The 20,501-nt window shown below is 72.1% G+C and carries 13 protein-coding genes; 4 read left to right on the top strand and 9 right to left on the bottom strand.

Annotation, left to right across the window (positions count from 1 at the left end; all coding sequences use genetic code 11):
- Nucleotides 1-82: 82 nt before the first annotated feature.
- Nucleotides 83-6,073, bottom strand: coding sequence for a TIR domain-containing protein (locus tag AB0411_RS17005; protein ID WP_366418085.1), 5,991 nt, complete (start codon nucleotides 6,071-6,073; stop codon nucleotides 83-85).
- Between the two features lie 56 nt (nucleotides 6,074-6,129).
- On the opposite strand from AB0411_RS17005, the gene AB0411_RS17000 reads away from it, so the two are divergent.
- Nucleotides 6,130-7,320, top strand: coding sequence for an SLC13 family permease (locus AB0411_RS17000; protein ID WP_366418084.1), 1,191 nt, complete (start codon nucleotides 6,130-6,132; stop codon nucleotides 7,318-7,320).
- An 82-nt stretch (nucleotides 7,321-7,402) separates the two neighbouring features.
- On the opposite strand, the gene AB0411_RS16995 is transcribed toward AB0411_RS17000, so the two are convergent.
- The 8 genes from AB0411_RS16995 to AB0411_RS16960 all read right to left on the bottom strand — a co-directional run bounded on the left by AB0411_RS16995 (nucleotide 7,403) and on the right by AB0411_RS16960 (nucleotide 16,860).
- Nucleotides 7,403-7,876, bottom strand: coding sequence for an NUDIX hydrolase (locus AB0411_RS16995; protein ID WP_366418083.1), 474 nt, complete (start codon nucleotides 7,874-7,876; stop codon nucleotides 7,403-7,405).
- Between the two features lie 226 nt (nucleotides 7,877-8,102).
- Nucleotides 8,103-9,035 (bottom strand): inositol monophosphatase family protein, encoded by a 933-nt coding sequence (locus AB0411_RS16990; protein WP_366418082.1) that lies wholly within the window; start codon nucleotides 9,033-9,035, stop codon nucleotides 8,103-8,105.
- Nucleotides 9,016-9,669 (bottom strand): hypothetical protein, encoded by a 654-nt coding sequence (locus tag AB0411_RS16985; RefSeq protein ID WP_366418081.1) that lies wholly within the window; start codon nucleotides 9,667-9,669, stop codon nucleotides 9,016-9,018. The genes AB0411_RS16990 and AB0411_RS16985 overlap by 20 nt, the downstream gene beginning before the upstream one ends.
- A gap of 435 nt (nucleotides 9,670-10,104) precedes the next feature.
- A complete protein-coding gene (locus tag AB0411_RS16980; RefSeq protein ID WP_366418080.1) occupies nucleotides 10,105-11,025 on the bottom strand; it encodes a hypothetical protein in 921 nt (306 codons plus the stop codon).
- Between the two features lie 272 nt (nucleotides 11,026-11,297).
- Nucleotides 11,298-13,139, bottom strand: a complete 1,842-nt coding sequence (gene ggt / locus AB0411_RS16975) for a gamma-glutamyltransferase (protein ID WP_366418079.1) — start codon at nucleotides 13,137-13,139, stop codon at nucleotides 11,298-11,300.
- A gap of 528 nt (nucleotides 13,140-13,667) precedes the next feature.
- Nucleotides 13,668-14,102 carry a TIGR03668 family PPOX class F420-dependent oxidoreductase gene (locus tag AB0411_RS16970; protein ID WP_366418078.1) on the bottom strand — a complete coding sequence of 145 codons (435 nt, stop codon included), beginning with the start codon at nucleotides 14,100-14,102 and terminating at the stop codon, nucleotides 13,668-13,670.
- Nucleotides 14,103-14,118: 16 nt separating this feature from the next.
- Nucleotides 14,119-14,943, bottom strand: coding sequence for an LLM class F420-dependent oxidoreductase (locus AB0411_RS16965; protein ID WP_366418077.1), 825 nt, complete (start codon nucleotides 14,941-14,943; stop codon nucleotides 14,119-14,121).
- Nucleotides 14,944-15,600: 657 nt separating this feature from the next.
- Entirely contained in the window at nucleotides 15,601-16,860 is a 1,260-nt protein-coding gene (locus AB0411_RS16960) for a hypothetical protein (protein WP_366418076.1), read from the bottom strand.
- Nucleotides 16,861-17,032: 172 nt separating this feature from the next.
- On the opposite strand from AB0411_RS16960, the gene tap reads away from it, so the two are divergent.
- From tap to AB0411_RS16945, 3 genes are all read left to right on the top strand, one after another.
- A complete protein-coding gene (gene tap, locus AB0411_RS16955) occupies nucleotides 17,033-19,189 on the top strand; it encodes a telomere-associated protein Tap (protein ID WP_366418075.1) in 2,157 nt (718 codons plus the stop codon).
- Between the two features lie 9 nt (nucleotides 19,190-19,198).
- Nucleotides 19,199-19,756 (top strand): telomere-protecting terminal protein Tpg, encoded by a 558-nt coding sequence (gene tpg, locus AB0411_RS16950; RefSeq protein WP_366418074.1) that lies wholly within the window; start codon nucleotides 19,199-19,201, stop codon nucleotides 19,754-19,756.
- Nucleotides 19,757-19,963: 207 nt separating this feature from the next.
- The gene (locus AB0411_RS16945; protein WP_366418073.1) at nucleotides 19,964-20,284 is read left to right on the top strand and encodes a hypothetical protein; all 321 of its coding nucleotides are present in this window, start codon (nucleotides 19,964-19,966) and stop codon (nucleotides 20,282-20,284) included.
- Nucleotides 20,285-20,501: the final 217 nt, after the last annotated feature.

Below are 20,501 nucleotides of genomic sequence, written 5' to 3'. Positions count from 1 at the left end.
GGGCCTGGCCCTCGGGCCCCCGCCGGCCGTCACCCGAAGCAGTGGGTGACGGCTGGTGCCATGCGCAGACACTCCCCCGGGCTCAATTCCCGTGCGAAACCCGTTCGTTGAGAGGTGCGGTGAGGGACAGGCGGCGCACCCCCGGTAGGTGGCCGTCGAGTTCACCCGGCTCGAAGCGGCACATGCCCACCGCGTGCCAGAACTCGCCCGCGATGTCGCCCTCGTACTTGTAGCCGCCCGAGGGCGAGAGCGCGGCCCAGCCGCCCGGCACACCGATCAAGGTGGCCTGCAGCGACGGTTCGCCCTGCGCGGGCACGGTCCACAGCCGCACCGTGCCGTCCTCGCCGCCGCTGGCGAGCAGCGAGCCGTCCGGACTGAACGCGGTCGAGAGGATCCGCCCCGTGTGCCCGGTCAGTTGGCCGGCCTCCTGCCCGTCGCGGGCGTCCCACAACCGTACGATCCGGTCGTCCCCGGCCGTGGCCAGCAGGGGGCGGCTCGGGTGCGCGGCCGCGGTCCACAGCCGGCCGGAGTGCCCGCGGAGCCGGTGCTGCGGCCTGCCGTCGGCCCAGATGACCGCGTCGCCGTCCCAGGACGCGCTGGCCAGCCAGGAGTCCCCGGGGCCGAACGCCACGGTGTACACCCGGTCCTGGTGGGCGTCGAGTTCGAGGGTGAGGCGGCTGTCGCGGATGTCCCACACGCGGACGCAGCGGTCGTCGCAGCCGGTCGCCAGCCGGGTGCCGTCGGCGCTGAACGCGATCGACCGCACCCGGCCCCGGTGCTGGGCGAGCGTCGTCACATGGGTGCCGGTGCTGCGGTACCACAGCCGCACCGTGTCGTCGTCGTTCGCGGTGGCGAGCAGCTCGCCGTCGCCGCTGAACGCCTCGGCCCACACATGGTCGGTCTCGGCGTCGATCGCGCGCTGGTACTCCCCCGTGGTGGCGTTCCAGAGGTAGACGTCGCCGTCGTTGCTGGAGGTGCCGAGGAGGGCACCGCCGGCTCCGGTGGGGCTGAAGACGGCCGACACCAGGCGGCTGCTGTGGCCGCTGAGTTCCCGCAGGCGGCGGCCGGTCTCCGGTTCCCACAGCCGGACGACGCCGTCGTTGCTGCTGGCCGCCAGGTACGAGCCGTCGGCGCTGAAGGCCAGGGTGCCGATCCGGCGGCCGTGGCCGCGCAGGATGCGGCGGCCCTGTCCGCTGGCGGTGTCCCACAGCCGGACCATGCCGTCGTTGCCCGCCGTCACCAGCAGCGGGCCGGACTCGGCACCGCTGAGGCCGCCGCGCGGGCGGAACCGGCAGGTCCAGACGGATCCGCGGTGGTCGGCGGGCTGCTGGCGCAGGGGGGACACCGACCAGCCGGCGGCCGCGCGGGTGCCCCCGCGGCCGTCGGTCCCGGCGCCGTCCGCCTGCACCCGCCACAACCGGACGGCGCCGTCGCTGTCGCCGGCCGCCAGCAGCGTGCCGTCCGTGTCGAACACCACTTGGTAGACGGCGCCGCTGCCCCGGCCGGGCTGCCCGGCGGGGGTGCCGGTCACCGGGTCCCACAGCCGGACCTGTCCGTCGGTGTCGCCGCTGGCCAGCAGCGTGCCGCTCGGGTGGAAGTCCAGGGTGTAGACGCGGCCGGTGTGGCCGGTGAAGGCATGCCGCAGGCGTCCGGAGGCCACGTCCCAGACCCGTACCGTGCCGCCCTGCCGGCCGCCGCTGTCGCTGGTGGCCAGCAGCGTCCCGTCCGGGCTGAACTGCGTCCGGTTGCAGATGCCTTCGTGTCCGGGCAGTTCGGTGGTCAGGCGGCCGGTGCGGGTGTCCCACAGCCGGACCCCGGCGGCCGCGTCGCCGGTGACGAGAGTGCGCCCGTCGGGGCTGAACACCGCGGTGTAGACGGGTGCGGTGTGCCCGAACAGCTCGTGGCGCCGGGTGCCGGTGGCCGCGTCCCAGAGGGTGACGGTGCCCTCCGCGTCACCGGTGGCGAGCAGTGTGCCGTCCGGGTCGAGGGACACCGGCCACACCCCGCTCGGGTGGATGTCCAGCCGGTGCAGGCAGGCACCGGAGACGGCGTCCCACAGCCGGACGGTGCCGTCCGCCCCGCCCGTGGCGAGCAGGTCCTGGCGGAACTTCACCGCGTAGACGCGGCCGACGTGGCCCTGGAGGGTGCGCAGTGCCGTGCCGGTGGCGGCGTCGCACACCAGGACGCCGCCGTCCTCGCTGCCCACCGCGAGCAGTTCGCCGTCGGTGCTGTAGGAGACCGGCTCGGGCAGCCGGACGGTCTGCATGCCGAACCCGTAGGGGACGCCGACCGCGGAGGGCCGGAACCCCGCGTCGACGGGCATGCCGGGGGCCAGCGCTGCGGAGCGCAGCTCGGGGCGGCGCAGGGCCTCCTCGTCGGTGGTCGCGTCGATCAGCGCGGCGCGGTTCCAGCGGCTGCCCTCGGTCCGCACGCCGCGCAGGTCGGCGCGGATCAGCCGGGCCCGGCGCAGGTCGGCGCCGCGCAGGTCGGCGCCGGAGAGGTCGGCGTCGTCCAGCCGGGCGCCGACGAGGCGGGCCTCGCGCAGTACGGCTCCGGAGAGGTTGGCGCCGACCAGTTGGGTGTCGGTGAGGTCGGCGCGGGTGAGGTCGACGCCGGAGAAGTCGCGGTGCGAGAGGTCCTCGCCGGCGAGGGCGGCGCCGCGCAGGTCGGTGTGCGCGGGCACCCGGAGCCGGGCGAGGACCTTGACCGCGTTGGCGCGGGCGACCTCGTCGGCCTGTCCGCGCCGTCGTCCGTCTCCTTCGCCGTCCTCGTCCGGGACGTCCAGGACATGCTCGGCCCATTCCTGGCAGGTGCGGTGGTCGGCGAGGTCGCAGAGGAACTCGACGGTGAGCTGGCTGAGCGGGCGGCGTGCCAGCAGTTCGTGCTCGCCGCGGGCGAGCCGCGTGGCCGCCTCGCGGGCCACCAGCCACTCCACGATGGAGCTGTGGATGAACTGGAACAGTCCCTCGTCGCTGCGCACCAGCAGGCTGCCGGAGCCGATGGCGTGGGCGGCCTCCCGGGCGGAGAGCCGGATGTCCGCAAGGCCCGTCAGCGTCCCGGCGACATCGGTGAGTTCGTCGAGGCTCAGGGTGCTCTGGCCGCTGGACCACAGCCGCAGCGCGAGCGTGGTGACGGCGTCCCAGCGCTGGTCCAGATTCATCCCCGGGGCCGCGCCGATGCCGCCCTGGCCGCGGTGCTCCTCGTATTGGAGCCAGGAGGTGAGCACCTCCTCGTAGAGGCCGGCGGCGCTGAGGGCGCGTCCGGCTCCGGCGACGGCGCGCAGCCGGTCGTGGTCGAGGTCGGCGACGAAGCTGAGCAGGCGCGGGTTGCGGCACAGTGCCAGCAGGTCGGGGATGCCTTCGAGGAGGCGCACCCGGCGGTCGGCGGCCTGGTCGTCGCCGTAGCGGTTGGCCAGGTAGGTGCGGATCTGCTGGGGCGTGAACTCCTGGAGGGCGAGGACCCGGCGCTGAGGGAGCAGTCCGACGCGCTCACCGAGGGCGGTGAGCACCTGTGCCTGGGACTTGAAGTGCTGGTTGCGGCTGCTGACGACGACCTTGGCGTTGTCCACGACGGCGTCGAGGAGGACCTGCAGCCGGTCGGTGGCCCGCTCGTAGCTGACCCGGTTCGCCAGTTCGTCGAAGCCGTCGAAGAGCAGGACGATCCGGCCCTGCTGGAACATGTAGCGGAAGGCGCGGAGGTTGACGGAGTCGACGCCGTGGTTCGCCAGGTGGGCGGCGACGAGGCCGTCCAGCGAGTACGCGCGGTCGAGGGTGTTCAGCTCGATGAACAGCGGGACGAGGTGCGGCATCTCCTCGGGGATGCGGCGCGCGAGCTCGCGCAGCGCGAAGGTCTTGCCGTGTCCGAAGTCCCCCAGGAGCAGCAGGAACCGGCCGTGGTCGGCCTCCAGGAGCCGCAGCATGTCGTCGACGAGTCCGACGCGCTCCTCGCCGCCGGGGCGCTCGACCTCCCGGTAGCTCTGCGGGAGGTAGAGGTCCGGCCGGTAGCGCTGGTCGGTGCGCAGCCGCTCGGTCTGGGCGGCGACGTAGTCGCGCAGGTCCAGCAGGCCCTGGAACTCGGTGAAACTGCGGATGCGGACGCCGCGGCGGCGGGCCCGCTCGCGCAGTTCGCGGGCCGGCGCGGGCCCGTCGTGGACGAGTTCGGCGTCGGGCTCGGTGTCGGAGGCGTGGACGTGGTCGAGGAAGGCGTCGATGTGCTCGGCGGAGGGGGTGCCGTGGCACACCCCCACCCGCTGCTGCCGGACGAAGCCGGACTCGTTCCAGGTGACCAGGAGTTGCGGCGGGCTGCCGGCGATACGGCGCAGCTGGGCGCCGTCGTGGCGGGTGCGGCAGACCTCGGCGACCCGGGCCACCAGCTCGTCGAGCGGGTCGTCGAGGGCGCGGGCCTCCAGCCCGGGTTCCTGCTCGGGCACGCCGGGCCCTGCGGTCTCCGGCGTGCCGTCCCCGGGCGGGGCGTTCCCGGCGTCGGGTTGCGGGCGCGGCGGTCCGAAGACGCGGTGGGCACGCCGCCAGTCGGCCCCGGTGTGCTCGGGTTCTCCCTCGGGCCGCTCCCGCCAGCGGGTCAGGCCGTCGCGGGTGATCCGCAGCAGTTGGTGGCGGGCGGGGCCGGCCGCGCCGTAGACGGGCAGCTCACCGGCGGTGAGGGGGAGAGACGGTGTGGCGGTGGGTGCTCCGGAGGCGGAGCGCCGGTCCCCGGTGGGGCCGTGCAGGAGGAGGTGCAGCCGGGGTGCGGTGAGACGGGCGAGCGCGGCGGTGTCCCGGAGCGGGCCGGGGCCGTGCGCGGAGCCGGTGCGGCCGTCGTCCTCGACGACCGGGTGCCGCAGCGCGCCGAGGCGCAGCCAGCCCTCCTGCTCGTACGGGCGCAGGGCCTGGGCGAACCAGGCGGCCTGCTCGGGGCCGAGCCAGCCGTATTGGTCGTCGGGCCGGTGGCTGTACGCCATGGAGGAGTTGAGGCCGGCGATGACCGTGCGCAGTTCGGGGACGGGGAACAGGCTCCAGGGCTGGTCGCTGTCGAAGACGACGTCGAGGCCCTGGTAGAGCTCGTGGAAGAGCCGGGCGTAGTGGCGCCACTTGGGCCAGTAGGGCGGCCGGGGCTGCATCTCGTCGGCTTCGCAGGTGTTGAAGTACGCGCGGCAGGCGGCCTGGCTGACGTCCTGGCCGCCGGGCACCACGGCGAGGCGGTGCGGTTCGAGGCCGAGCAGGGAGCGCAGGCCGGTGAGGAAGCTGAGGGCCTGGTCGGTTTCGCGGGGGCTGCCCGAGGCGGTGAGGTCGCCGGTGACGACGAGGAGGTCGGGTGCGGGCGCGCCGGCGTCGGTGAGTTCGACGAGGTCGCCCCAGATGGCCGCCTGGAGTGCGGCCGGGTCCTGGCCCCGGCCGAAGGCGGGCCCGGCCAGGTGCAGCACGGTGACGGCCTCCCGGGCGTGCTGCGCTCCGGGCTCCTGGGGGTACTGCGGCGGGACGGCGGGACGGCGGCGCCCTGCCCAGCCGGGGCGGCCGAGCGGCCTGCCGTCCCCGGACTGCGGCCGCGGGATCCCGGCCGGGACGTCGGGGCCGGCGGCCGGTCCGCCGGGGTAGCCGGGGCGGCTGGTGGGCCGGGCCCGCCCGTCGAGCGCCTGGCCGACACGGGTGAGCAGCATCTCGCGGGCGGCGGCGGTGTCGGTGACGCCGACCAGGTCGACGTAGGTGATGGTGGCGAGCAGTCCCTCGACGGGGATGTCCTCGACGCGGACGGTCAGCAGTCTCCGTTCCGGGGCGTCGGGGTCGGCGCGCAGCGCGGCCTGCCACTCCATGCGCCCGTAGCGGGAGCGTTCGTAGTTGCTGGAGAGCACCGCGATGACGGCGGCGGATTCACTGACGCCGCGGTCCATGAAGTCCACGAAGTTGGTGCCCGGGACGAAGTCCCAGGCCTGGACGACCGTCCTATAGCCCGCTTCCTCCAGCGTCCAGGCGATCCATGAGGCCCATCGCTCGTCCGCCGGTGAGTAACTGATGAAGAAGTCCAACGGGCCGGTTTCCGGGCGGGTTTCCGGTTCTCCGAATTCCTGGCGAGCCACCATGCCCGCCATCCTATGATCCGTCGTCAACCGGCTGTACAGCGTTTACTCTTTTCCGTGTGCGCGCCATACAACGCCTGCATCCACTGGACTGGCTGGCCGGAGGGCTGCTCGCCTGCGGTCTGCTGTGTCTGGCCACGGGCCTGCTTCCCACGGAATCGGCCGGCCAGGCGATGATCCGGGTCGGTCCCCTCCTCGCCTTCCTCGGCACGGTCATCGTGCTGGCCGAGCTCACCAGCGAGGCGGAGGTCTTCGACGTCGTCGCCTCGGGTGTGGCCCGCGCCGGGCGTGGTGGCTACGGCAGGCTGTTCGTGCTGTGCGTGGCGTTCGCCTCCGTCACCACCATCACCCTCAACCTCGACACCACGGCGGTCCTGCTCACCCCCGTGATGCTGGCGCTCGCCTCCCGGGTGGGGATCGCCACGGTGCCGCTGGCGATGACGACGGTGTGGCTGGCCAACACCGCCAGTGTGCTGCTGCCGGTCTCCAACCTCACGAACCTGCTGGCCGCGAACCGCGTGGCACTGCGGCCCACGGAGATGGCCGCCACGATGTGGGCTCCCCAACTCGCCGCCATCGCCGTGACGATGGGCTGTCTGTGGGTGTTCTTCTGGCGCCGCGGACGGCGCGGCGCGGAGGCCTACACTCCGCCGGCCCCGCACCGCCCCGGGGATCCGGTGCTGTTCCGGGTGTGCGCCGTGGTCTGTGCGGGATTCCTGATCGCCATGCTGGTCGCCGATGTGCCGTTGTGGTCGGCGTCCGCGGTGGCGGCGGCGGTTGTGGTGGTGGTCTTCGCCGTCCGCCGCCCGGCCAGCCTGCGGCTGTCGCTGGTGCCGTGGCGGCTGCTCGTCATGGTGCCGGGCCTGTTCCTGGTGGTGGAGACGGTCAACGCCAATGGGCTGCACGAACTGCTGACGTCGGCGATCGGAGGCGACGGCGGCGCGCTCGGCATGTTCCGGGCCTCGGCGGTCGGCGCCGGCCTGTCGAACGTCCTCAACAACCTGCCCGTCTATCTGGCGGGCGAGTCGGCCGTGCCCCTCGGCAACCACCAGCAGCTGCTGACGCTGCTGATCGGCACCAATGTGGGCCCGGTGGTGACCCCGTGGGCGTCCCTGGCCACCCTGCTGTGGTTCGAGCGCTGCCATGCGCAGGGCGTCCGGGTGCCGCTGCGCAGCTTCATGGCGACCGGCGCGGTCCTCGCGACGGGCGCGGTGGCGGCCTCCACGGCGGCGCTCGTGGCGACGAGGTAGCGGGGACGGCCCTGGGACGTGTCCAGCCGACCGTGCAGAGGCCGGCGGACGGTCGAGCAGGCCAGGGAGATGGGTGGTGGCATCAGTGCTGGATCAGGCCGCCGACCGGGACGGGAGCGACGTGGCCGGTTGCCGGAAGGGTCTGTGCCAGGGCGAGGCCGATGTCGACCAGCGAGGAGCGGCGCAGTGCGGCGACGTCGGGGATCGGAGTCCAGACGCACTCGGCGATTTCACCGTTCGGCTCCGGCCGGAGTCGGCCGCCGGTGATGCGGACCCGGTAGAAGACGCCGACATTCTGGTGCTCCGGTCCGCCGGGGACGGTGCGTTCGGCTGCGGGGATGATCCTCGAGTCCACGCCCAGCAGGCGTTCGACCACCGCGTCGCAGCCGCTCTCCTCGGCGACCTCCCGGATCACGGCATCGAACGGATCCTCCGCATGCTCGACCCTGCCGCCCGGAAGAGTCCAGTTGGCCTCGCCCTTCGGTGGTACCTGACAGGCAAGCAGCACCAGCCCGTCCTGGATGCACACGGCGTACGCCGCCAGCCGGAAACTCATCCCCCTGCCTCCCCACCTGACGCAAGCTCCATGTCCACGACCACCTCGTCGAACTGCCCGGGGCCGCCGCAGCGTGACCGAGGAACGGCCGCAGCCGACCCCACTCGGCATCGGTCACCTCACCCTGCCCCAGGTTCACATCAACGGTTTGCGGACGCAGGAGTCGCATGATCGGCCGGACAGGTCCTGGGGTGCTCGCGGGGGATGTCTTCCCGCCGTCGCCCCTCTAGGGCACGTGGTCGAGGGCCTCGCTCCGCCTGACGAGATCGAGCAAGTACGGCATGTCCTGCGGCCGTCCGGCGACGAAGCTGCGGTCGGTGTCGGGCCCGTCGATGGATCCCTGAAACCGGCTGCCGTCCAGGGATCGGATCTCCAGCCCCGCCTCCGCCGCGAGCAGCGCGCCGGCGGGGAAGTCGATGGCCTCGGCACGGTAGCCGACGAATCCGTCGATGTCGCCGCGGGCGAGCATCGACCAGGTCAGCAGCGGCGCCCACAACTGCAGCAGGCGGCGGGAGCGGATCTCCAGGGCCGATTTGAGGGTGCGCGCGGCCGGATCGTCGCGGGCGACGGCATGTCCCTGGGTCCAGGCGAGCAACGGCCCGGAGGCTGCGAGCGGGCCCGAGGGGCCGGTCATCCGCCCGTACGGACCGTACGCGCCGCAGCCGGTCAGGGCCGACCAGGTCCGGTCGGTGACGGGGTCGTGGATGGCGCCGACCACCGGCTCGTCGTCCACGCACAGAGCGACTCCGACGACATAGGCGGGCAGACCGATGACGACGTTGTTGCTCCCGTCGAGCGGGTCGACCAGCCAGGTCCTGCGCGGCCCCGTCGCGGGCCCGCCGTCGCCTTCCAGGGTGCCCGACTCCTCGGCCATGATCCGGTCGTGCGGATAGTGCTCGCGGATGCGCTGTACGACGAGCCGCTCGGCCAGCAGATCGAGGTCGGTGACGACATCGCCCTCGTCGCCCTTCGGCTGGATGTCGTACTCGTCCTGGAAGCGCGCACGCACCAACGCGCCGGCCTCCCGCACCGTGGCCACGGCCAGCCGCTGCTCCGCAGCGAACCGCGCCGACGCGAACGCCTCCGGCGCGAACGGCCCCGCGGGGAACGGCCCTGGAGCGTCCTGCGGGCCGGCTGACTCATTCCGGGTGATGCCCATGGATCCTCCTGAGGGCGGACCGCGCCGTCCGGGCGGTCTGCGCGGCGTCGCATGTCTGTCGTACCACCCGGTGCCCCGTGCCATTCACGGGTCCGAGGGACAGGTCGGTGCGCCGGGGAAGCGAACGGCCGAGCACGAGGGTGGCCGCCGCGCTCCCCTTCGGGACGACGGTGCTGTGGAACGCCCCGGCCGGCAGCCGGTAGACCTGCCCGCGGGCGCTGGTCTCCTCGGGCCCGGGCTCGCAACGGACCAGCCGCGAAGTCGGCCGGATCTCGTCCACCCCGGAAGGGCTGCTGTCCACCTGGAAGACACGGTGGGTGGGCTGCGCGGCGTCCTGGTGCACCCGGGACCGCAGGTTTCCGACCTCGCCGTAGAGCACGAAGCTGGTCAGCTCCCAGCTGTGGCAGTGCACGGGTGAAGTGGTGAGCTCGACGGGGTCGCTCGCGCCGGGCTCGAAGACATGCACACAGACGCCTTCGTCCCCGTCGCGCAGCACCGGCAGGCAGAAGAAGCCGAGCGGGTGGTGTATGGCGCGCAGTTGACGTTGCCCGGAGGTGACGTCCTCCAGCGCGGCGGCCGCCGCACCGAAGAGCACAGCGGTCCCGTTGCCCTGCTCGATGGTGCGTTCCAACATGCGGTAATCCATGGGACGTCGCCTGGGGCGGCTCACCTGACCTCCCGGAGGGCGCTGCGGTCTTGGGGCCGTGCGGGGCGTAAGAGCCAGAAGGGATGTGAGGGCTGCATGGGCCGTAGGGAATGGCGGGACGCGGAAGAGGTGGCCGACCGGCCCCGCCGACGGCGCGGACCGCGTATACGGCGGGCCTCGGCTACCGGGTGGGCAGGGCCCGGATCATCACCAACCCGGGGTGGGAGCGCGTTGCACGGGCGCGTGGCGGAGTGCGGATCACGAGCCCGTGCCCCTGGAAGGCCGACTCGGTACACGGGTACCTCTGCTTCCTGGACCGGCGGAGGTGCGGAACGACGTCGCGCCATGCCTGTGGAGCTGGTGTCAGTCGGCAAGGGTCCTCCCTGTCCGCAGCCGGCCGTGAAGCAGGACACCCGGAGCGCCTCAGCTCCGGTACGGGTTCTCCGCATGCAGCGCCTTCTCGACGATCTCGGCGACGTCCGTGTCGGTGACGGTGGAGGGAAGCGCGAGATCCAGCCTCTCGAAGAGCTGGCGCACTTCGTCGACCGTGGGCTCGTCGCTGAGCGGCGGCGCGCGGTGCAGGTCGAGGGCGATCGCCTGTTCGCGGGCCTGGTGCAGCTCGGTGAGGTAGTAGTCGTAGAGCGGACGCCCGCGGTCCACCAGCAGGTTGACCCGGCGCAGATCGTCCTGCGTGATGATCAGGCACGAGTCGGTCAGGTCGAACCGGAGGGTCGGGACCACGGCGGACAGGTGGACGTCGATCTCCAGGACGTCCAGCCGCTGCTTGTGCCAGCAGGCGGCCAGGACGGTGGCGTACGACTCCTTGCGGGTGCGCTCGGCGCTCCAGGTCCGCCGCTGCGTCGTGTCCGCCTGCCCGCCGTCGAAGGTGCGCCGGAAGCGGGCGTACGCCTCACAGGCCTGGGCGTCCGACGGGTTGACGATGTCGATCTTCATCGTGAGGGAGCGGCGCTGCTCCTGCGCCTTCCGCACGCACTCCGGGAGCGTGACGGCGCGGAGATACGTGCCGGTGCCGCCCTTGAACACCCAGCGGTCGGTGTTCTGACGGGCCTCGTCCAGAGCGCGCCGGACCTCGGTCCCGGACAGCGACCGCACCATGGCGAGGTCTTCCAGCGCCTTCTGCGTCCCCGTCGTCGCCTCCCGGATGTCGGCGACCCGGCGCCGCCGCTCGGTGAGCGACCCGAAGACCAAGGCGGCCAGGACCAGCAGGGTCGCACCGGAGGTGACATTGTCGGAGACGGCATCGCTGAAGATGTCCATCAGGCCGACGACCATGGCACCGGAAATGGCCACGACCCCGTCGAAGTGCCTGATGACCCAGGCCACGGCGGCCTCGATCCGATTCGCTGAAGACCGTCCAGGCACCTGTCCTGAAGGTGTGTTTCTGCGCGCCACGTGGCCCAACTCCTCCCCCGGGTAAAGCAATCGTAGGAGGTGAACGGTACGGCCCGCCAGCGAATGTGATCATCAAGGGGGGCATCTGCGCCATCGGCGGAGGCGGCAGGGCGGCTGAGGCGACCGTGCGAGCGGAGCGGGCCGGGCGGTCCCCTCCGGGGCATGTTCCGGAGGGGACCGCACCGGGTTCGGGGCTGGTGGGCTTATCGGGATTCGTGGAGCACCATGGCCGAACCGCCGCCTCGGCGCTTGGGTTCGGCCACCGCCGTGACCTTGCCCTGCGGAAGGAATTCCAGGGCGGCCACCGCCCCGATCTCCGGTGAGGGAGTGAACGCCTTCGGGGCGAGAACGAACCGGTGCCCCATGGCTTCCAGCTTCTTGCGTTCGGGCGAGTCGAGGAAGGCCGGTTCGGCTTCCGTCTCCGTCTGGTTCCGCTGCGAGAGACGCGGTGCGGCGACCGCCGCCGGCAGCGACATGCCGAGGTCCAAGCGGTTGACCAGGGTCTGCAGCACCGTCGTGATGATCGTGGCGCCGCCCGGGGAGCCGACGGCCATCATCGGCTTGCCGTCCCGCAGGACGATCGTCGGCGACATGCTGCTGCGCGGACGCTTTCCGGGGCCCGGCAGGTTCGGGTCCGGCGTCCCCTTGGTGATCGGAGCGAAGTCGAAGTCGGTCAGCTCATTGTTGAGGAGGAATCCGCGTCCGGGCACGGTGATGGCCGAGCCGCCGGTCTGCTCGATCGTCAGGGTGTAGGAGACGACGTTGCCCCAGCGGTCAGAGGCCACCAGATGTGTGGTCGAAGGCCCTTCGTGCGGCTGCTTGTTGCCGGTCTTCAGGTCGCAGCCCGCATCCGGGTGGCGCGGGTCGGCGGGAGCCAGTGGGCTGGTCAGCGCCTTGTCGGAACGGATCTGGCAGGCCCGGGCCTTGCCGAACTCCTTGGAGAGCAGTTGCTTGGTGGGCACGTCCGAGAACGCGGGGTCGCCCACCCAGCGGTTGCGATCGGCGAAGGAGATCCGGCTGGCCTCCAGGTAGTGGTGCAGCGCCTGGGTCTTGTCCTTCTTGGAGAGGTGGAAGTTCCCCAGGATGTTCAGCGCCTCCCCCACCGTGGTGCCACCGGCCGAGGACGGTCCCATGGAGTAGACGTCCAGACCGTGGTAGGTGGTCCGGGTCGGATCCCTGCGCTTGGCGGTGTAGTCGGCGAGATCGGCCGTCTTCATGAGGCCGGGGCGGGCCTTGTGCTGGGCGCCGGCGGCCATCGGCGGCTTCTGGACGGTCCGCACCACATCGCGGCCCACGTCACCGTGGTAGAGCGCGTCGACGCCCTTTCGGGCGAGCAGCCGATAGGTGCGGGCGAGATCGGGATTGCGGAAGCGCGAGCCGACCACCGGGAGCTTGCCCTTGGGCAGGAACAGGTCCGTGGTGGACTTGAAGTCGCGGAACCGCTTCTCGTTCATGGCCGTCTGGGCCCGGAACTCGTCGTTGACCACGAAGCCGTCGTCCGCAATCCGGGTGGCCGGGCGCAGGGCATTCGCCAGGGAGACCGTGCCCCAGTCCTTGAGCGCCTGCTGCCATGTCGCCGGCGTGCCCGGGACACCGACCGACAGGCCCGAGTTGATCGCGTCCTCGGTGGGCAGCGGCTTGCCCGAACCGTCGAGGAAGGAGTCCTTGCGCATGCCGCGCGGGGCGGTCTCCCGGCCGTCGAGGGTGTGGACCTTCTTCGTCTTGGCGTCGTAGAAGACCATGTAGCCGCCTCCCCCCACGCCTGCCGAGTAGGGCTCGACCACGCCGAGCGCGGAGGCCGTCGCCACGGCCGCGTCCACCGCGTTGCCTCCCTTGCGCAGCACCTCGAGCCCCGCCTGGGAGGCGTACGGGTTGACGCTGGAGACCGCGCCACCGCTGCCGGTGGCCACGGCCTTCTTCGCGGGCGGCCGCTCCTTGGTGACGGCGGCCGACGGGGCGCTGTTGACCTGGCACGAAGTGGCCAGCAGGGAAAGACTGAGCGCTGCCGCTGACGCGGCGACGACAGCGGCACGACGGACAGCCATAGGGCCTCCACGACTTCACTGTGTTGCTTGCGAGGGATTCCCGAAACCCTGGCACCGCTCGTCCAACGGATCAACGCTGAGCTGCAAGGTTTGCGCGAGATCTGAGGTTTCCCTCTAGTAACCCGTCGGGCAGGGAGCAGCAGCCCGGACCACCGACTCCAAAGACGACCGCTGAAGACGACAGTCCCCGGCTGGACGGGGGAGGCCAGCCGGGGACTAAGGGGCGTGTGCCCCGCGCATCGAAGCTGAAACGCGCCGGCGCGAACAATGTGCGCGCCCCGCGGTCTCGCGGTCCGGCAGTCCGGCGGTCCGGCAATCCGGCAGTCCGGCAGTCCGGCAGTCCGGCAGTCCGGCTGGACCATACGGGCAGGTCCCCACGGCTCCATCCGGGGCAGGCTCCCCATAGGCCCATGCAGGGCACGGCGTGCACGTCCCTACGCGCAAGAGGTACACGCCGCGACGCGCAAGAGGTGCACGTCGGGCCTGGCAGCCACGCTCCCGCTCCGCACCCCGCTCGGCGACGGCCGATCACGCGGTGGCGCGCCACCCGGACCACCGGCCCACCACGATCTCCACCACAGGCCCATCCGGCGGACGGTCCGCGTACTGCCGCCGGTATTTCCGCACCAGCAGCTCCACGTACCGCGCCGACACCGCAGACTCCGCGGCCGGTGGCAGCACGGCGGCAGTGCCGTCGGCCCGTGCCCACCACAGTCGGTCCCAGTCCTCGTCGTAGCCGTCGGCGAGGAGACACACCTCGCCATGGGCGCGGATGTTGGCCAGCCGCTTCAACCGGACCGACTGCTTCGGTTTGTGGTCGACGGCGCAGACCACGGTGTCGCCGGTGAGGGCGAAGACCGTGGGGACCAGGTGCGGCCGGCCGGAAGCATCGACGGTCGCGAGCCGGGCGATCCGGGCCCGGTCGAACTGCTCCCGGGCCTGCCCGCTCGTCATCCTCGGCACTGCGGGCCCCGGCCGCTCACCGGAAGCGCTGCGCGACGTCGGCGAGCTCGTCCAGGTAGGACAGCGTCTCGGCCTCCGGCAGCGTGGGCAGGTAGAGCAACAGCCGCTCCACGTCGAGCCGGGTGTACTGCTCCACGGTCGCCGGGTCCTTCGACACCGCGTAGACCGTCACCGGCACGTCCCGCCCCGCGATGCTCCGCAGGCGGTCGATCTTCGGCCCCAGCTCCTGGGGCGGCAGGCTGTTGGCCAGCCAGGCGTCACCGAAGGCGGCCACCCGCTGGAAGGCCGCTTCCCCGCCGCCCACGTAGACGGGCGGGTGCGGGCGCTGCACCGGCTTCGGCCACGAGTAGACGGGATCGAAGTCGACGAACTCTCCATGGAACTCGGCCTTGTCCTTCGTCCACAGCTCACGCATGGCCCGCAGCCGCTCGTCGACGAGCCGGCCCCGGGTGCGCGGGTCCGTGCCGTGGTTCTCCATCTCCTCCTTGTTCCAGCCGACGCCGATCCCGAAGACGGCCCGCCCACCGGAGACCAGGTCCAAGGAGGCCACCTCCTTGGCCGTGATGATCGGGTCCCGCTGGGCGACCAGCGCGATGCCGGTGCCCAGCAGGATCCGCTCGGTCACCGCGGCGGCCGCGCTGAGCGCGACGAACGGGTCGAGGGTCCGGTAGTAGATCTCCGGCAGCTCGCCGCCGCCCGGGTAGGGCGAGCGGCGGTCCACCGGGATGTGGGTGTGCTCGGCGATGAGCAAGGAGTCGAGTCCTCGCTGTTCGACGGCGCGCCCGAGTGGGGCGGGCGCGATGCCCTGGTCGGTGATGAAGGTGGCCACACCGAACTTCACGACGGCTCCCTCGGCTTCGGTTTCGCGGATGTGCGGGCTTCGCGCATACGCAGGGTTCGCGGAGACGCAGGGCTCACGGGCGCGTGAGTCCGCAAGCAAGCCCGCGGTCCTACCCAGGTACCCGGATCGCGCCCGGCACAACAGCCCGTGCCGCCGACCGAGCGATACGTGCCCCAGGCGGGCGGGGCTGCATCGGCGCGCGGCGCCCCCGGGACACCGACGCGCCGGCCCCGCACACCGGCTGCCCCGTACGGCCGGAGCTGCCCCGTACGGCCGGAGCTGCCCCGTACGGCCGGAGCTGCCCCGTACGGCCGGAAGCGTCATCTCTCGCGCCTGCGCGCCTTCCGCTCGTGCCCGCCCCGTCCGAGTGGCCGTACTCATGCCCGATGTGGCCCGCGCCCCGAAGAGGGGCGTCGGCACGGAGGGCACTCGCCGGGTCGCCCGGCACTCCACGCGTCTTCGCCGTACGGAAAGACGGCATCGCATGCGAGGGTCCGCCGACGACCGAGGAACGAGCTTCCGCCCCAACTCCCCTGGCAGCCCACAAAGTTCTGTTCCGACGGGCAGGTTTTGTCCCTCGCCGGCGTGCACACCGCCCTGCTCGAGCCAGTGAGAGCCGGGGCTCTCGGGCAGTGCGGCAGCGCGTCTTACGGGCCATCACGGAGTGCCCTTCGTGAACAGGGACCTTTCGAGTGCGGATCGGATGGAGCTTGAGGCGCTGTCGCCGGCCGGGGTGAGGGCCAGTGCGGCCGTCATGAGCAGCAGTACGCGCACGCCTCCGCCGGTGGCGCTGTCCACTCCGGGCAGCAGCGGGATGATCACGGCGAATGCCATGAGGACGAGGCTGGAGCCGGTACGGCGCACGAGCCGGGCGGCCCGGGACGTCGGCGGCTCAGCGGCACTGTGCTGCATGAGGGCCTCCAGGTCGCCCGTCGCGAGGGCGAGGACACCCCTACGCAGCGAGTCCGTGATCGCGTCGTACTCCCGGGCGGTGCGCACCTGGGTGAGCGCGCGGTCGTGACGTCGGATCAGTTCCGCCAGAGCTGTGTGGAACTGTCTCGCCTGGCGCCTTACCGCGACTTCAGTGATCGAGGTTCTCCGTCGCACGGTTTCGGTGTCGCCGGCAGCTTCGATTGCGACGGCAAGTCGGGCCCGCACCGTCCTGATGTTCCGCGGCTCCCACCACCGGGCCCGACCGCGGTGACACGCCCAGGTGGCCGCCGCGAGTTCGACGAGCACGGCGTCGAGGGGACGAGGCCGATGAGGCTGCCGGAATCTGCGGTTGAGGAGTCTTTCGACCGCGCGCATCCAACGGACCTCTTGTAAGCCGAGGATCACGCCGAACAGCCCTGTCGCAGCAGTGATCAACTGCTGGCCCGCCGGGGCGGACGGCACGGTCTTCATGGTCAGCCAGAACGCCGCGGCAGCGACGACGACAGTCGCGAGCACCATGGCCGGTACGAACCAATAGGCGATCTGCGGATGCGCCACGCGCCAGAGCGTGCCCCGGAGACCGAGCCTGCGGAAGAGGGAGACGACCTGGCGCACGTCGCCCCGGGTGACGACGAGAGTGCCGAGGCAGACGGCGGCCCAGGTCGCCGTGGGGTAGAGCCACCAGGGCGTTCGGGCGGAACCGCCGGTGCCCGTCGCGAACAGTGCGGCCACCACACCCGCGGTGGCGGAGGCCACCGCCATCCCGACTGCCGTCACGACGGTGGCGACGTAGTTGGACACGAACTGCAGGCCGACCGGGTAGCGGTGGCGGATCCAGGCGTGGAGCACGGCCATCTGGAGCCTGCGGCGCTCCAGTTCGCCGAGATCGGGAAACGCTCGGGCGTACCAGCGAGTCCGTGCGGCGGCGCCCCGCAACCACGTCGCCTCGCGATGGAGGAGGTCGTCGTTGCTCGCGATCCGCATGCGGCTCAGCCTCCCCAACGCGCGGCCGTCCCAAGCGTGTTGAGCATGCCTGCCGACGGCAGGCCACCGACGGCGGGTCGGCGTCACGACCCGGACATCCGTCCCACTCATTGGATAAAATTACGGTTAAATTCAAGGGTAAATTATGCTAGGTTCGGGGCGGAGGTGAAGCATGCCCACCGAGGAAGAGCTGTTCGCGGCGGTCGACGCGCTGCTGGAAGGTGAGCCGCAACTGCCGTCACCGGCGGAGCGTGCCCGGCTCCGGGAGGCGGCCGGTGTCACACAGGCCCGGCTCGCCCAGGTACTGCGTACGACGCCACAGACGGTGAAGAACTGGGAGCACGGCCGCAGCGAGCCCCGGCCGCCCCGGCTGCAGGCCTATCTGCGGCTGCTGGAGGGCTGGGCCGCCCAGCACCCGGCATCGCCGACGTCGGACGGCCCCGCACTCCCCGCCCAGGCGCCGGAGTCGGGCGGGCCCGCCGCTGCCGCACCGGCACCCGGCGCGGCAGCGCCCGCCCCCTCCCCCACCGAAGCGTCCCCCGCCCCCGCCTACGGACCCGCGACGGCGCCCGCCCCGAGGCCGTCCACGGCGAGGCGCCCGGCCCCGACCCAGGCCGCGGCCAAGAAGCGGGCCGCGCCAAAGAAGCCTGCCCCGGCCGAGACCGACCCCCGCTTCGCCCATGGACCGCTCGCCGTGCTGGACGGGGACGGATCGGCGTACTGCGTGGGCGGCCTGGTGCTGGACTGCCCGGCCAAGACCTTGCCCGCACTGGTCGAATGGGCCCTGACCGAAGCGAAGCTGGGTGCCGCGCGGCTCCACCGGCACGGCCAGGACGCCGACCCGCTGATCGCGCTCACCAACGCCGCCGCCGAACGTCTCGGGCTCCCGGCCGTCCTGGAGGACCGGCGCGGCCTGCGGCTCCCGGACGAGCACAAGGTCCTGAAGCAACTGGCCAAGGCCGACTGGAAGCTGACCAAGCGCGGGTTCGGCCCCTGGGCCCGGGTCTACCGGCCCGCCGAGCGCGGCAAGCGGCAGTGCGTGCAGTTCGCGATCCTGCCGTGGGGCGCCCTCGACACCCGCTCGTGGGGGGACACCGCCCAGTTGCCGCCGCCCGACATCGCGGCGGTGCTCGGCACGTACGCCACCCGCGTCCTCACCCCGCGCGGCTCCACCGCCGTCTGCGGCCTGGAGCTGATGACCGCGCTGCGCCCGCCGACCCGCGCGGTCAAGGACGCGGCCACCGGCTCCTGGGTGTCCGGACCGAACCCCGGCTCGCTGACCGAACCGTTCGATCCCGCACCGCCCGAGGCCCCCGCCGAGCATCCCCTCGTCGCGGCCCTCTACCCCCGCCACCATGTGCGCACCCCGGACCAGGTCATCGACGAGGAGGCGTACGACTGGTTCCGCCCCCTCACCGACGAGGAATGCACCCAGGGCTACACCCATGCGGTCGGCCTCGACGTCAACATGGCCTTCGCCGCCGCCGCCAACCGCCTCGTCATCGGCACCGGCCCGGCGACCCATGTGAAGAACCCGGCCTTCGAGCCGAAGCTGCCCGGCTCCTGGCTGGTCGACCTCTCCCACATCGAGATCGATCCCCGGCTGCCGAACCCCTTCACCCCCAAGGGGATCCGGCCGGCCGGGCCCGCCTGGTACGCGACCTCGACCGTCGCCTACGCGGTGGAGCTGGGCCACGACGTGGCGCCGGCCGAGGCGTACGTCCGCCATGAGAGCGCCGCCTACTTCGACGCCTGGTACACCCGCCTGCGTGACGCCTATATCGCCACCATGGCCGACCTCGGCGTCACCACCGGCATGCCCGACGAGGACTTCCTCGCCGCGATGGACCGTCACAAGAACGTGGACCCGGGCCAGGCGGCCGTGCTCTCGGCCATCAAGTCGACGGTCAAGGGCGGCATCGGCAAGCTGCGCGAGCGCCCCCAAGGCATCAAGCACAAGTTCGGCGAGCCGTGGCCGGCCCTCCAGCGCCCGACCTGGAGTCCCCATGCCCGGGCCGAGCTGATCGGCAAGGTGCGCACCAACCAGCACCGCAAGCTCATGGCATGGGCGCGGGCCGGTCTCTTCCCCGTGGCGATCCTGTCCGACTGCGCCGTCTACCTCTCCCACGGCCCCGGCCCGCTGGACTTCATGCCCCGCACTCCCGAGGGCAAGCCGCTGCCCGGAGGGTTCCGCCTCGGCGTCAGCCCCGGCATGGTCAAGCACGAAGGCACCCGCGACTTCCTCTGGCTCGCCCGGACCGTCGAGGACGAGCAGATCAACCCGGCCCGCCACATCAAGGGCGACGACGCCCCCGACAGCGGGGAGTAGGGACACACGATGGGCATCCTCGGCGACAGCCTCGACAAGGCCGCGGAGAACACCGCCACCCGCCCGATCCCGAAGAGCGCCGGCGCTCAGATGCGGTTCCTGGTCAAGCAGCACAAGGGCTCCACCAAAGCCGTCGCGGAGCTCCTGGGCGTCTCCCAGCGCACGGTGGAGCGGTACGTCAAGAACCAGATCAAGCGGCCTCGCAAGGATCTCGCCGCGCGCATAGAGCGCGAGGTCCGTCGCCGCTGGCAGCCCAGGGTGCGCGAGAACGCCCAGCGCCGCGCCGCGCAGACCGGCGGTATCACCATCGAGACCCGGGCCCGGTTCGGCTTCACCGCCGCCCCTGGAACGACCGACGACGGGCGGATCCGCCTGGTCACCCAGCATCTCCCGCCCGCCTACGCCGCCCGCCTCTTCGACGCCCAGGCAGCCGGCGCCCCCGAGCAGCAGTTGCAGAACATCGCTGCCGAAGGCCTGCAGGAGATCTACTTCAAGGACAGCGGCCGCCGCGCCGACGGCCTCCAGGTGGAGTTCACCGACATCGACTACGTCGAGCTGGACTTCTGACGCCGCGAGGAGACAGGGTCACCTCGAGCTCATGGTGACTGAGCACTTCCTCTGGCCGGTGAGCAGCCGAGTTGGCCAGAGGAGCACCGGCGTTCGCGCTGGACAGCGGGTCTTCGGCTCGTGATCGGATTCTCGCTTCCGCAACCCGTTTCGATGTTCCGACGTCCAACCCCGTGACGAACGGCTGACGATCACCCGGGAGAGCACGTGGCGAAGAAGGACCGGACGACGGACGCGGCGAGGGAGAAGGACCGCGAGAAGTGGATGGCGCGTCTCCAGGTACGGCTGGCCATGCAGCCGGGCGTGGACCGGGCAGTCGTGCTCCAGGCGGTCAAGGAGGTCACGGCGCACTGCGCGAATACCGGAGAGCACCCGCGGACCGCCTTCGGTGACCCGGACACCCATGCCGTACGGGCCGCCGCGCGGCTGGTGCCGGCGGACCGGGCGGCGCGCGCGAGGCGGCACGACTCCGCGGTGAGCGCGCTCGGCTCCGCCCTGAAGAGGGCCGGGGAAGTCGCCGGCCTGTGACCGGTGGAAACGACGTCCGTCATGGCCCGGTGCACGGGTTCTGACACAGCGTCTGTCCGTCGAGGCTGCCGGGCGGCGGCCCCCGACGCGACGCTCGGCGGAGCGCGCCGGGGATGAGGAAACCGATTCTGCGTGGCGCGCTGCTGCTGACGGACCGCGCGCCGTCCCGGTGACCACCATCGTCCTTCGCCCGGCCGAAGCCGCAGATCAGCTGATG

This window comes from Streptomyces angustmyceticus (genome assembly GCF_040701845.1).
GTDB lineage: Bacteria > Actinomycetota > Actinomycetes > Streptomycetales > Streptomycetaceae > Streptomyces > Streptomyces angustmyceticus_A.
This window is presented reverse-complemented; position numbering and strand designations above follow the sequence as displayed.

What these genes read in the sequence shown, in the direction of transcription:
- AB0411_RS17005 (WP_366418085.1), bottom strand. Translation starts at nt 6,073, where the DNA reads ATGGTGGCTCGCCAGGAATTCGGAGAACCGGAAACCCGCCCGGAAACC.
- tap (WP_366418075.1), top strand. Translation starts at nt 17,033, where the DNA reads ATGCCCACCGAGGAAGAGCTGTTCGCGGCGGTCGACGCGCTGCTGGAA.
- ggt (WP_366418079.1), bottom strand. Translation starts at nt 13,139, where the DNA reads ATGGCTGTCCGTCGTGCCGCTGTCGTCGCCGCGTCAGCGGCAGCGCTC.
- AB0411_RS16995 (WP_366418083.1), bottom strand. Translation starts at nt 7,876, where the DNA reads ATGAGTTTCCGGCTGGCGGCGTACGCCGTGTGCATCCAGGACGGGCTG.
- AB0411_RS16960 (WP_366418076.1), bottom strand. Translation starts at nt 16,860, where the DNA reads ATGCGGATCGCGAGCAACGACGACCTCCTCCATCGCGAGGCGACGTGG.
- AB0411_RS16985 (WP_366418081.1), bottom strand. Translation starts at nt 9,669, where the DNA reads ATGTTGGAACGCACCATCGAGCAGGGCAACGGGACCGCTGTGCTCTTC.
- AB0411_RS16990 (WP_366418082.1), bottom strand. Translation starts at nt 9,035, where the DNA reads ATGGGCATCACCCGGAATGAGTCAGCCGGCCCGCAGGACGCTCCAGGG.
- tpg (WP_366418074.1), top strand. Translation starts at nt 19,199, where the DNA reads ATGGGCATCCTCGGCGACAGCCTCGACAAGGCCGCGGAGAACACCGCC.